General features: G+C 44.8%; 10 protein-coding genes. All 10 read left to right on the top strand.

The annotated features are described in order from the left end of the window. Window positions 1-365 precede the first annotated feature (365 nt). Complete coding sequence (locus tag ACNKW2_RS02600; protein ID WP_336566566.1) at window positions 366-1,208, top strand: isopenicillin N synthase family dioxygenase; 843 nt, start codon at window positions 366-368, stop codon at window positions 1,206-1,208. A 433-nt stretch (window positions 1,209-1,641) separates the two neighbouring features. Then, window positions 1,642-2,556, top strand: a complete 915-nt coding sequence (gene nagK / locus ACNKW2_RS02595) for an N-acetylglucosamine kinase (protein ID WP_419147157.1) — start codon at window positions 1,642-1,644, stop codon at window positions 2,554-2,556. Beyond that, window positions 2,553-3,677 (top strand): N-acetylglucosamine-6-phosphate deacetylase, encoded by a 1,125-nt coding sequence (nagA, locus tag ACNKW2_RS02590; RefSeq protein ID WP_419147156.1) that lies wholly within the window; start codon window positions 2,553-2,555, stop codon window positions 3,675-3,677. The genes nagK and nagA overlap by 4 nt, the downstream gene beginning before the upstream one ends. Before the next feature lie 109 nt (window positions 3,678-3,786). Continuing rightward, entirely contained in the window at window positions 3,787-4,920 is a 1,134-nt protein-coding gene (gene nagX / locus ACNKW2_RS02585) for a transmembrane glucosamine N-acetyltransferase NagX (protein ID WP_419147155.1), read from the top strand. 278 nt (window positions 4,921-5,198) lie between these two features. Further along, entirely contained in the window at window positions 5,199-5,996 is a 798-nt protein-coding gene (gene nagB / locus ACNKW2_RS02580; RefSeq protein ID WP_419147154.1) for a glucosamine-6-phosphate deaminase, read from the top strand. 176 nt (window positions 5,997-6,172) lie between these two features. After that, window positions 6,173-7,075 (top strand): NAD(+) diphosphatase, encoded by a 903-nt coding sequence (nudC, locus tag ACNKW2_RS02575; RefSeq protein ID WP_419147191.1) that lies wholly within the window; start codon window positions 6,173-6,175, stop codon window positions 7,073-7,075. A gap of 2 nt (window positions 7,076-7,077) precedes the next feature. Beyond that, a complete protein-coding gene (locus ACNKW2_RS02570; RefSeq protein WP_419147153.1) occupies window positions 7,078-8,256 on the top strand; it encodes a cystathionine beta-lyase in 1,179 nt (392 codons plus the stop codon). A 473-nt stretch (window positions 8,257-8,729) separates the two neighbouring features. Next, complete coding sequence (locus ACNKW2_RS02565; protein ID WP_419147152.1) at window positions 8,730-9,980, top strand: efflux RND transporter periplasmic adaptor subunit; 1,251 nt, start codon at window positions 8,730-8,732, stop codon at window positions 9,978-9,980. 12 nt (window positions 9,981-9,992) lie between these two features. Further along, window positions 9,993-10,709, top strand: a complete 717-nt coding sequence (locus tag ACNKW2_RS02560; RefSeq protein ID WP_419147190.1) for an ABC transporter ATP-binding protein — start codon at window positions 9,993-9,995, stop codon at window positions 10,707-10,709. A gap of 1 nt (window position 10,710) precedes the next feature. Beyond that, entirely contained in the window at window positions 10,711-13,107 is a 2,397-nt protein-coding gene (locus ACNKW2_RS02555; protein ID WP_419147151.1) for an ABC transporter permease, read from the top strand. Window position 13,108: the final 1 nt, after the last annotated feature.

The raw sequence follows: 13,108 nt of genomic DNA, 5'->3' as shown, positions 1-13,108 counted from the left end.
CTGACATTTTTATAGAATTATCGACAACACGATCGTATAGGGCTTTTTGGCCTTTGCTGTTGCTGTTTTTAGTATTCTGCTCTGATCTTATGCTGATGCAAAGATTGGTGTGGGCCGCATCGGCTCTATTTTGCATAGAGCTTGAACATGCGCACGAAAACAACCCTAGGTCAACAGACCCGATTAAATACGCCGGCCTTGGTTAGGTATCAAGCAGACTTGATGATAAACTGCGTAATGCAGATGCGCCATTAAGCTGATTGATATTAAGGTACGCAGTGTTGAGATGACACGGGAAGTGCGTCAGTTTGTGAGCTTGCGCCTACAATTGACCATGAATTACTAATAATTTTGGTGGAACCATCATGCAACAGTTACCTACCGTAGACTATCAATCGCCAAATGCTGCGAAAGAGTTTGTAGAATCTTTAAGAAACACTGGATTCGGTGTATTAAAAAACCATCCAATTCCACAACAGCTAGTGGAATCCATTTACAACAATTGGCAAGCGTTCTTCAATTCTGAAGAAAAGCACAACTTCTTGTATAACAAAGACACACAAGACGGTTATTTTCCACCAGACGTGTCTGAGGTGGCGAAAGGCTTTTCTGTAAAAGACATTAAAGAATACTTTCACGTTTATCCTAAAGGCCAAGTGCCTGCGCAGCTAGAAGCTGAGATCCGTGAATACTACCGTCTGGCTAGTGAGTTTGCCCAAGAGTTATTAAGCTGGGTACAAGCTGAAGCGCCTGCAGAGGTTCGTGCTAAGTTTTCTATTGATCTGAAAGACATGATCAAAGACTCTGAGCAAACACTATTGCGTGTATTGCACTATCCACCAATGACTGGCGATGAAGAGCCAGGCGCCATTCGCGCTGCGGCCCATGGCGACATTAACCTACTCACTGTGCTACCAGCAGCCAATGAGCCTGGACTGCAGGTGCAAAGACAAGATGGTAGCTGGTTAGACGTACCTTGTGACTTTGGCTCTTTAATTATTAATATTGGTGACATGTTACAAGAGGCGTCTGGTGGCTATTTCCCATCTACCATCCACCGAGTGATCAACCCAACTGGTAAAGCGTCCGATAAGTCGCGTATCTCTTTGCCACTGTTTTTGCATCCACGTCCAGATGTCGTATTGTCTGAGCGTTATACCGCAGACAGCTACCTACAAGAACGTTTGCGAGAATTAGGGGTTAAATAAACCTCATTAATCTGACAACAAGCAGTGCTTCAATTCGGCGCTGCTTGCTATTTCGCCTTCTAGATTCCACTTGATCCTTACTCCCCAAGCAACTTTTCACTGACAGATTTCTGTTTCTGTGTAATATTATAGCGGTTAGGGAGGAATCGTATTTGGCATATGGTTCGCGTTTTCACAATCAAAATAGATTTTGTAATACGGCGCAATTGTCTGAAATCATTGTCCTTTCTTTATATGGCTGTCGATAAGGTCGATACCAAACCAAGATAAATTCCGTGCTATTGAAATGCACGACATTATCAAGTTGAAAAAAAATCTTGAGAAATTTAATGACAACGCTGTCATTTTGTGGGTAACATTAACTCAACAACAAGTACCGTGGCGAATGATAACAATAACGCGGTGGCAACCAGCAAATTACTAGGGGTCTTACATGATGGCGAAACAGGTTGACCAAGACCAACTCTACATCGGTATCGATGGTGGAGGGACAAAATGCCGTGCAACCATTTACTCACAGCAACATGGCGTTTTGGGTACTGGGTTAGGAGGGGCTGCAAACCCGTTACATGGTCTTGAACGCACCCTAGAATCTATCATGGTGTCAACCCAAATGGCGCTACAAAATGCAGGGCTTAAAGTCGAGCAGGTGCATGAACTAAACGCCGGACTGGGCTTAGCTGGTGTTAACTTGCCAGCTCTGTATGAAAAAATCTTGCAATGGCAACATCCTTTTAAGCATATGTTCTTAACCACAGATCTTCATACTGCCTGCATTGGTGCCCATGAGGGCAGTGACGGTGCTGTTATTATTACCGGCACCGGTTCTTGTGGCTTTGCATTGGTCAATGGTCAAACCGTTAACTACGGCGGCCATGGTTTTGCTCAGGGCGACATGGGCAGTGGTGCATGGATGGGGCTAGAAGCAGTAAAAGCTGTATTGCTCGATCTCGATGGTTTGGGTGAAAGTACAGCGTTAACTCAAGTATTGCTTGGCCATTTTGGCGTCAAAGATGCAATGGGAATTGCTGAGCAAATGGCAGGACAGCCATCCAGTGGTTACGCTAAGCTGGCTCGCTACGTGTTTAAACAAGCAAAGTTAAACGATGCGGTTGCACTTACTATTGTTAAAACCGGCGCCGATTACATCAGTCGTTTAGCCCAGCGTCTATTGGCACTTAATCCGCCACGATTATCCATGATTGGCGGACTGGCAGAACCATTACAAGCCTGGCTTGACCCAACTATCGCAAAGCAAGTGCAAGCCCCGAAGCAGCCACCGGAAATGGGGGCGATTTATTATGCCATTCAAAGTGCTGGTCAAGAATTTAAAAAGGTCAACGAATGAGTTCACAACACTATTTTGCGCCACAATTATTTGATGGTGACAACTGGCATAGCGAAGTGTATTTCACTGTGCATAACGGTAAAATTGAGCACCTTAATCATGCTGTGGATAATGCCAAGGTATTAACCGGTATGGTGGTACCGGGATTTATTGATGTCCAAGTTAATGGCGGCGGTGGCGGCTTTTTTAATGCCGAGCAGTCGGTTTCTTGCTTAGCGCAAATTGTGCAAGCACATGCCAAATTTGGCTCTACTGGTTTGATGCCTACTCTTATTACAGACCGCGTAGAAGTGATGGAGCGCGCTGCTGATGCTACGGCGCAAGCGATTGCAGCAAAGCAACCAGGCGTGTTGGGGATACACTTTGAAGGCCCCCATTTATCTGGTCCTAAAAAGGGTACTCACAGTGAGCAATACCTCCGTCCTATTTCAGAGCAAGAGTTTGCGATTTATGCCCGCCAAGACTTAGGGATCAAAATGGTGACTTTGGCACCAGAGACGGTGCCGTTAGATGATATTAAGCGCTTAATTGACCTCGGCGTGAAGGTGTCTATTGGACACTCTAATGCTGACTATGAAACCGCTGAGCGGGCCTTACAAGTTGGGGTTGATGGCTTTACTCATTTGTTTAATGCGATGTCACCTTTTACTTCTCGTGAACCGGGCGTGGTTGGCGCTGCGCTTTGGCATGACCACAGTTGGTGTGGCTTGATTGTGGACGGTCATCATGTTCACCCGCAGTCGGCCCGACTAGCCATTCGCAGCAAACAGCGTGGCAAAGTCATGTTGGTAACAGACGCCATGCCACCAGTGGGTACCGATGCCACTGAATTTGACTTTTTTGATGGTCGCAAAGTTATTCGCACTGGCGATCGTCTTAACTCCACCACCGGGGAGCTAGCTGGCAGTGTGTTGGATATGGCCAGTGCGGTGAAAAACAGTGTCAACACTTTGCAGTTAAGTTTAGCTGAAAGCTTACGCATGGCATCGCTTTATCCCGCGCAATATTTGGGGTTAGAGACAAAAGGGCATTTACGCAGTGGTGCAGACGCCGACTTTGTGGTGTTAAACCAAGACTTAGAAGCTGAGCTAACCGTTATTGCTGGTGAGCAAGTGGGATGACAGCCACACTAATTACAATAGTTTGAATTCCCTGATGAGACCCTGCAGTAGTATCGCAGGGTTTATTTGGTTAATGGCCATCCTCTTATAAGGGGCATAGGTAGTAGAGATGACAACAACGAATAAACCGAAACGTTTAGCGTCTTTAGATGCGCTACGTGGCATGGATATGTTCTGGATTTTAGGCGGGCAATCTATTTTTGCTGCGCTGTTTGTATTAACAGGTTGGCAGGGCTGGAAAGCATTTGAGGCACATACCGTGCACAGTACATGGCATGGCTTTACCTTTTATGACTTAATATTCCCACTGTTTATCTTTCTTTCTGGCGTAGCCATGGGGCTCTCGCCAAAACGCATTGATCACCTCCCTTTAATACAGCGCAAACCTATCTATACCAAGGCCCTAAAGCGACTGCTTTTACTCTGTGTTTTTGGTGTGTTGTATAATCATGGCTGGGGAGTGGGTGTCCCGCTTGATAGTGATGGCGTACGTTATGCCAGTGTCTTAGGGCGAATTGCTTTTGCTTGGTTTTTTTGTGCCTTGTTGGTGTGGCACAGCAGTTTAAAAACACTTGCTTACGTTGCTGTGGGGATCTTGATATGTTACTGGTTACTGCTGTGTTTTATACCCGTGCCCGGTGGTGTTGCAGGAGATCTGAGCGCACCTGGGCTTGGCAGTTGGAATGCTGTTTTTGATGATTATTTATTACCAGGCATTAGCTACCAACATCGCCCGGTTGATCCTGAAGGGGTGTTGTCGACGCTTCCTGCGGTGGTCAACGCCATTGCGGGAGTGTTTGCTGGTCGCGTGATTGCCAATGCTCACCTGCAGGGGCAATGGCGTGCGGTAATGATATTGTTAGGTTCAGGGGTTATTGCGCTGGCTTTAGGTTGGCTGTGGGATCTGCAGTTTCCAGTTAATAAAGAGTTGTGGACCAGCTCTTTTGTGTTAGTCACAGTGGGGTGGAGCGCCATTTTATTAGCGCTTTTTTATGCCATTATCGACGTCTTAAATGTTCAGCGTTGGGCCTACCCATTTGTGATTATCGGCGCTAACTCTATTATTATTTATCTAGCCTCTAGTTTGGTTGACTGGAGCTATATTAGCCAGAGTGTATTTGGTGGCGTTATCACCGCGGTAGCAGCGCCATGGCAACCTTTAATGGCTGTGTTGGCTTTGTTATTAGTTCAATTGTTGGTGTTACATTGGATGTATCGACGCAAAGTTTTTGTCACTGTCTGATGACCGCAGTAGTCAGTAGCTGACAGCGTATTTCATTGCTATTTGGCCCCTGACTAGGGGCTTTTTTATATTGTTATGCAAATTTAGCATAAAAAACCCGCGTGTTTTTTTCACTTTTACTTTACAAAGCGGTTATTTCTGATAATAATGACAGCGTTGTCATAATGGTAATAACCTAATGCTGTGTATCCCAATTAGGTTTGATCTGGCCTTATTCTGATTGCACGCGGGGTAGGGTTCAGATCCCATTTTCTTTTTCTTCAAATCTGGGTGTGTATATGCAAGTCGTTATCCTCAAAGATGCTACCGCGGTGGCTGGCTATGGAGCCGATATTTTCACGAAACAGATACAGCAAAAAGCGGATTCTGTGCTGGGGCTCGCGACAGGCTCAACGCCAGTGGCGTTATATCAACAACTCATTGCCCGAAATCAGGCAGGGGAGCTAAGCTTTTCTAAAGTCACGAGTTTTAATCTAGATGAATATTTAGGTCTTGAGGACACCCACCCACAAAGCTATCGCTACTTTATGCAACAGCAGTTATTTGATCATATTGATATCAAGCCCGAAAACACACACGTACCGCCGGGTAATGCTCAAAACCCCATCAGCGCTTGCGATGAGTATGAAGCACGTATCAGCCAAGCGGGTGGTATTGACGTACAGCTACTCGGGATTGGCCGTAATGGTCATATTGGCTTTAATGAACCGTCTTCTGGCTTAACATCTCGCACTCGGGTAAAAACCCTTACTAAAGCCACCATCGATGATAATGCACGTTTTTTTAGCGCCGATGAATATCAACCTCACCTTTCTATTACCATGGGAATTGGCACGATTTTAGATGCCAGAAAAGTGGTACTGCTGGCCACCGGAGCAAACAAAGCGGATGCCGTGGCTGCTATGGTGGAAGGGCCTTTAACAGCAGCTTGCCCCGCTTCTGCGCTACAAATGCACCGAGATGCGGTGATTGTGGTGGATGAAGCCGCTGCGCAAAAGTTAAAAGATGTCGCATTTTATAAGCACATCGAAAGTGAAAACCAAAAGTTAATGCAACAACTTGCCTCTGTAGTGTGAGTACACTGTAGTTCCAAAAGCCCCAATGGGGCTTTTTTTTTGCCAGTCACACTGGGCTATGGTAGCTTTTAGCTGTATTACCGCTGAGCGCCTATAGCTGTGGTGTTATAAGCTATGTTTACTGGGCAGCTCAGCATTTATAATGTAGGGACAGTCACTTGCTATATTACTCTCAAATGATGCTCGACAGAGCATCTAATGAACGAAAAGACAAAAATTGGTTATTGTCACAAATGGGCCCGCAAAGCCGCTGGTTATTAATTGATAACGACGCGAATTTAGTGGACACCCACCGCAATGAGTTATGCTTTCTAAATCGTGACGAAGTCACTGGCCTTGATCTCGCTAATGCCATCTTTCTTGGCAAAGATGATGAACACAGTTATTTTGCCTTAGATATCACATCGCAATCGCAGCAATTGCAATTTGATAACCCCAACACCCGTTTTATCGATATGCGCCAAGTAGGCCGCAACCTACCCATGACCCAAGGTTCAATTGGGGTATTGGCTAGGGGCTTGTGTTATTGGCATAAAACACATTGCTTTTGTGGCCGTTGTGGTCAGCCCAACCGGCCAGTTGAAGCTGGACATGCCCGTGGTTGTACTAACCCGAAATGCCGTCATATGACTTTTCCCCGCACCGATCCGGCGGTAATTATGTTAGTGACTCATACTTTTTCTGATGGCGTGGAGCGCTGCCTGCTTGGTCGCCAAGCCAGTTGGCCCGAGGGCGTATTTTCAACCTTGGCGGGGTTTGTGGACCCTGGTGAAACCTTAGAGCAAGCGGTGATCCGCGAAGTGATGGAGGAAGCGGGTGTTGAGGCCTACGACCCTCAGTACATAGCGTCGCAACCTTGGCCGTTTCCATCATCATTAATGTTAGGGTTTATTGCCAAAGCCAAAACCACAGACATTTTTGTAGAACAAGATGAATTAGAGCAAGCAAAATGGTTCTCTCGAGCCGAATTAAATACCTTTTCACAGTGGGGTGACACAGCGCCAGGTTACAAGCTCACTCGTGAAGATTCCATTTCAAGGTACCTAGTTGAGTATTGGCGCGCACAAGGTCAAAAGTGACGATGAAAAAACATACAAAAATAGTTTCTGCTGGAAGAAAATCTGAATACACTAACGGGGTCGTTAACCCTGTGGTTCAACGCGCTTCAACGGTTGTATTTGACAGTGTGGCGGAATTGCACGAAGCAGTAAAAGGACGTGGCCACCGTACCTTATTTTATGGTCGTCGTGGCACGCACACTCACTTTGCTCTGCAAGATGCCATTATTGAGCTAGAAAATGGCGCAGGCTGCGCTTTGTATCCTTCTGGTGCTGCCGCCATTGCACAGTCGTTGCTGTCTTTTTTACAGGCTGGAGATCATTTATTAATGGTGGATACGGCTTATGAACCCACGCGTGACTTATGCGACAAATTACTGAAAGGCTATGGCATTGAAACCACCTACTATGATCCTATGATTGGTGCCGGCATTGCTGAGCTGATAAAGCCCAATACTAAGGTGCTGTTTTTAGAATCTCCAGGCTCTATTACCATGGAAATTCAAGACGTGCCTAGCTTGGTTAAGGTTGCGAAAGAACATAATATTATCACTATGTTGGACAACACCTATGGCAATGGTTGGCATTACCGGCCATTGGATCATGGGGTCGACATTAGCATTCAGGCCGCAACAAAATACATTGTCGGTCACTCCGATGTTATGATGGGTGTTGCTGTGGCGAGCGAACGTTACTGGCCAGCCCTGAGAGAGCATTCGTATTTGCTTGGGCAGTGTACCTCAGCCGATGATGCTTACTTAGCGCTGCGCGGTTTACGCACCATGCCTGCAAGGTTAAAGCAACATGAACAATCAGCACTCGAGGTAGCAACGTGGCTTGCAGGACACCCACTGGTCGATCATGTCCGTCATCCGGCCTTTGCCACTTGCCCTGGCCACGAGTTCTTTAAACGCGACTTTGATGGCAGTAATGGGCTGTTTTCAATCGTGATGAAACAAGGTTCGCAAAAAGCCATTAACCGTTTTCTCGATGCCTTAGAACACTTTAAAATGGGTTTTTCGTGGGGTGGATATGAAAGCCTAGTGACGGCCAATAAAACCATGGCTCATTTACGTACTACCACAGGCTGGGAGCAGGGCCCGGTGATCAGACTCCATATTGGCCTTGAAGACGTTGAAGATTTAATTGCCGACCTCGATAACGCGTTGCAAATCTACAGCCAAAACCTGACAGACTACTAACCTGTTTGACTAAGACAAAGTGCGAACCCATTTACCTGGGGATCGCACTGCAAACTTGGTTTCGTGCTTGCCATTATTTTCTACATCCGTGGCACTACTCTAAAACTAGCCTAGATCTCTATGTCTGCAACCTAGGGGCTTAACCAGTGCATATTAGAAAAACATTGTCACTCGTGAACCCAAAGTGGAGAAAGCTGCTCTATTGATTTTTTGTGCTTTCAATTAGAGCGCTTCGCAGCTGGGAATGAAATCATTTGAATTTACATGACTTAGTTAGCAAGCACACAAAGCGCTATTACTGAATCACACCACTGTTCCACTTTAGAGACATATGCCGGATACAGTGTGTCGATATCGACACAGCTGCCGAGTATGAAATGTCTAAAATTTCCATAATTATTTGATTTTTAGATATAAATAATTTGGCCTGAAATTTGATACTCATCTCTTATTCTTAACGTGGAGTACAGAGTATGGATATAAAATTAGCAAAAACTAAGCGTATGCCAATTCACAAAGTGATATTGCTTGTGGTTGTATTCGTTGTGCTTGGCTTGGTTTTTTTTGCCAAAGCGTATACCCAAAGCGCATCGAATGTGGTTTATCAAGAGGAATTAATTGTTGCTAACGTTCAACAGGGAGAGTTTGAGCTCAGTGTCAAAGGACTTGGTAGGTTAGCATTAGAGAAGCGCCACTTGGTTACCAGTGGTAGTGGCGGCAAAGTGGTTGAGGTGCTAGTCAAACCTGGGGAAATGGTAACTCAGGGGATGTTACTTGCTCGTTTAGAAAACCCTTCATTGCGCGAAGCGCTTATCCAAAAGCAAAGCCAGCTTAGTAAAATATCAGCTCAACATGAGGCTGAACTTGCAGAGCTAAAAGCTAAAGTGCAAGAGGCTAAAACTGCATATTATGACGCTTTATTGGCATTTAAAGCCGATAAAATGCAGTGGCAGGCACAAAAAACGTTAATCGAAAAGGGCAATAGTACCATTTCTCAGCTGGATCATCAGCGCAGTGAGTTTGCAATGCAGCGGAGTCAAAAGCAAGTTGAACTGCTGCAAGTCAGGGTTGATACTCAGCAAGCAATACTGCATGCCAACGTCAAAGCACAGCAGGCTGAACAAGTAAGTTTGCACTCCGAAATCAAGCTACTAGAAGAAAATATTGCAGCCCTAAATGTACGCTCACCTATCACTGGACAAATTCAGGATGTGCTGATTGCAGTGGGGATGCAGTTGTCCAATACCAGCTCTGTTGCAGAAGTGGCAGACCCTCGAATGCTGGTTGCTAAGATAAATATTGCCGAATTAGATGCGCCACATGTACAAGTAGGACAGTCGGCTATTATCGATACTTACAGTTCGCGTTTTAATGCTATCGTCAAACGTGTTTCGCCAAAAGTAACCAACGGCCAAGTTGAAGTTGAGTTGAGTATAGAAGGGACTTTGCCAGTAGAAGCCAGAGACAAACTCAATGTCGAAGGCGTTATTACAACAAGCCATAAGCCCGATGCTTTATTTGTCGCGATGCCGGCCAACGCGGTCGCAAATAACCAAGCTAGCGTGTTTGTTGTTGATGAACATCTTGCCACGAAAAAAACAGTCAAATTTGGTCAGCGTTCGGTAAACTACATCGAAGTGCTTGAAGGTCTTAATAAAAATCAAACTATCATTATTTCCGATATGGAAAAATATACGCAAGATAGCCAAGTATTAGTGCGCTAATAGGACATTATGATGAACTCAGTAATTCAACTTAATAATATCGAAAAACGGTTTCAGACAGAGGAAATCGCAACTCAAGCTCTAGACGGCATTAATCTTGAGGTCAAGCCCGGTGAATTTGTCGCTATCACAGGACCTTCGGGGTGTGGAAAGTCTACGTTATTGTCCATTCTGGGCCTGATTGATGAGCCAAATAATGGCGAGTATTATATCAGTGGTAACCCCGCTTTCAATTTAAGCTCAGACCAACGTGCTCATATTCGAGCAAATCATATTGGCTTTATTTTTCAAGCTTTTAATCTTATTAGCGATTTAAGTGTACTTGAAAACGTTATGTTACCGTTAACTTATATCGGTGGTATGTCTCAAAAGGAGATGACTCGAAAAGCCAAAGAGGCACTAGCGATGGTGGGGTTAGAAAACCGCATCAACCACTTTCCATCTCAGCTTTCAGGAGGTCAGCAACAACGTGCAGCAGTTGCAAGGGCGCTGATCAATTCCCCAGATCTTATCCTGGCCGATGAGCCGACTGGTAACTTGGATTCAAATAACGCACAGCAAGTGCTAGGACTGCTGAGCGAACTACATGCCGCGGGTAAAACGATATGCATGGTAACTCATGATATTGAATCTACGACCTACGCCAGCCGTGTTATCTCTATGCTTGATGGCACGATTTTAAGGGATAAAAAGAAGCTTGAACGTACAAGCAAAGTCGTTGGAGCTTAGTATGGGATTACTTTTAGACTTTCGTTATGCCCTAAGGAATATCGCAAAATCAATGCGCTTTACGTTATTAATGATGTTTATTATGGTTGGTAGTTTAACCATATCCTTAGTTGGCTTTAACTATATTTATACGGTGGCGTTCTCACACAGCCAAATGAGTAATGACAGCCCACAAATCAGAATCTTTAAGGTACACAATCCCATCAGCAAGCAAAATCAATTTCAATATCGCATGTTACCGGAGTTACAACAGCTTGAAGAAATTAAACAACTTGAAGAGTGGCTTTATATTGCTCCGGCTAGTGTTTGGGTAAGTGACGCTGAGCAGGGCAATCATTATCGTGGCTCCTATGTTGATGCGCGTTTTTTTAACTTTCTGAATAGTAAACCGGCGCTTGGGAGGTTTTATACAGCGGAAGATTTTGTAGGGGCAGCCCAAGATGTGGTGGTGATTTCTGATTATTTATGGCTGCACCTATTCCAAGGTAGTAAAGACGTTATTGGCCGTACTATGGTGATTAATCAAAAGCCTTACGAGATAATTGGTGTGATGCCCAAGCGCAATAATTTCCCGATATTTTCTAAACTCTGGCTACCACTGAAAGGCAATAACACGGAGCCAACTGATGCCATTAACCTTATTTATAAGAGTCCAAGTGAGGCGGTAGAGGCAAAGTTAGAGCAACGTTTGAGTTTATTTTTTACCGATTTTGCTAAGCGAGTAGCGAGTCAGTCAGAACTTGAGGTTGATAAATCGGCCCGAGTAGAGTCAATGACGTTGATGGAATACAATACCGACGGTGAAGCAGTCTTTATATTTACTTTGTTTATGATTGGTATCGTGCTCATTTTGCTTATTTCCTCAATCAACATTGGCAACTTACTCTTTGCCAAAATCATTGAGAGACAAAAGGAGTCGGCTATTCGGGCCGCGATAGGGGCAACAAAAATAAGGGTTATTCAGCAACACGCTTGTGAGGGCTTGGTTTACTGCTTTAGTAGTTGGGTCGTGGCATTACTGCTAACGGACCTAGGCTTACGCGCGGTGAACTTTTTCATGAATATGATGTTTGGCGGCAAAATGCCATATTGGTGGTATTGGCAGCTTAATGGCATCACCATATTGGTGTCATTACTGTTGATAAGCCTGGTCTTTGCTGTTGCCGTGCTGTTACCTGCGGTGAAAACAGCTAATTTTAACATCAATGATGTACTGCGAGACGGCACACGAGGTGCGACCGGAAAACATGCTGGCTTGATGTCAAAACGTTTATTGTCTTTGCAAGTGACCTTAGTGAGCTTTATGTTGATGGCGTCGAGCACCATTGGCTATGTGATGTACTCTATGGCGGGAAATATTGATGGAGAAACCCTTAAAGGGGTGTATTCAACTGAGCTGCAGCTTCAAACTGAAAGTGAGTTTTCCAGTGATAAAGCGGTTGAAATGGCTAATGCGCTGGTCTTGGGCATGACACTAGATCCGGCCTTTACTGAAGGGCGCGTGTATCAACGCGATATGGAGCTTGATGTGCTAACAAGCGAAGGTGAAGTTTATACCGATAAAATCATAAATGTTGAAGCTGTTTCACATCTCTTTAAGCGTGAATTGCACAGTGGCAGAAACTTTACCGAGCAAGATAATTTGGAAGCGGCGCCTGTTGTGATTATTAGTGATTCTCTGGCAAAAGCTTTGTTTGGCAGTGCCGACATATTAGGGCGATCACTGCTTTTACGTGATGCAAAATGGCCTAGTGCTAAAATAGTGGGTATTGCAGTGGATGAAATGAGCGTTGTTGCCAGAGAGCGTCGTCACGAAATCTATTTTAGTTTCCGTCAATATGCCGTAACAAATAATACTATGGCGGTTAAATTTATTTCTAAGCTGCCGCCAAGCCAAAGCCATGAAGCGTTTTATCGCGTGTTGAGTCGGCTGTCGAGTCCGCTAGAGGCTAGCTATATTTTTGATCACTATGACAATCATCGCTCTATGATTGGTGCCTTTACCAGTATCATATATGTCTTTTTGATTGTCGGTGGATTTGCGTTGACGCTCTCGTTAATTGGTATTTATGCCATGGGGCTTAGTAACATCAATAAATCGAGCTATGAGATAGGCATTCGCCGTGCGCTTGGCTGTAAAGATAACCAGATCGTATTGTTATTTATAAAGAAAAATCTAACCCACACAATAACTGGGTTGGCAATTTCTGCGTTCACTTTTTATATCTTATGCTATCTCGCTGTGGACTTTTTTCGCGGCATTGTGCCTTTTAGTGTGATGTTTGGCGCAGGTAGCGTCACTTTGCTGCTGGTATTTATTGCGGTATGCTTTGCACTTTATATCCCGGTGAAACGCAGTATAAAAGCTCAACCAGCAGTGAGCTTAAGAATGGAATAAT

Source organism: Pseudoalteromonas 'SMAR' (assembly GCF_048515945.1).
In the GTDB taxonomy this organism is placed as follows: Bacteria; Pseudomonadota; Gammaproteobacteria; order Enterobacterales; family Alteromonadaceae; genus Pseudoalteromonas.
The sequence above is the reverse complement of the archived record's forward strand: the minus strand, read 5'-3'. Positions and strand labels throughout refer to the sequence as shown.

What these genes read in the sequence shown, in the direction of transcription:
- ACNKW2_RS02600 (WP_336566566.1), top strand. Translation starts at nt 366, where the DNA reads ATGCAACAGTTACCTACCGTAGACTATCAATCGCCAAATGCTGCGAAA.
- nagK (WP_419147157.1), top strand. Translation starts at nt 1,642, where the DNA reads ATGATGGCGAAACAGGTTGACCAAGACCAACTCTACATCGGTATCGAT.
- nagA (WP_419147156.1), top strand. Translation starts at nt 2,553, where the DNA reads ATGAGTTCACAACACTATTTTGCGCCACAATTATTTGATGGTGACAAC.
- nagX (WP_419147155.1), top strand. Translation starts at nt 3,787, where the DNA reads ATGACAACAACGAATAAACCGAAACGTTTAGCGTCTTTAGATGCGCTA.
- nagB (WP_419147154.1), top strand. Translation starts at nt 5,199, where the DNA reads ATGCAAGTCGTTATCCTCAAAGATGCTACCGCGGTGGCTGGCTATGGA.
- nudC (WP_419147191.1), top strand. Translation starts at nt 6,173, where the DNA reads ATGATGCTCGACAGAGCATCTAATGAACGAAAAGACAAAAATTGGTTA.
- ACNKW2_RS02570 (WP_419147153.1), top strand. Translation starts at nt 7,078, where the DNA reads ATGAAAAAACATACAAAAATAGTTTCTGCTGGAAGAAAATCTGAATAC.
- ACNKW2_RS02565 (WP_419147152.1), top strand. Translation starts at nt 8,730, where the DNA reads ATGGATATAAAATTAGCAAAAACTAAGCGTATGCCAATTCACAAAGTG.
- ACNKW2_RS02560 (WP_419147190.1), top strand. Translation starts at nt 9,993, where the DNA reads ATGAACTCAGTAATTCAACTTAATAATATCGAAAAACGGTTTCAGACA.
- ACNKW2_RS02555 (WP_419147151.1), top strand. Translation starts at nt 10,711, where the DNA reads ATGGGATTACTTTTAGACTTTCGTTATGCCCTAAGGAATATCGCAAAA.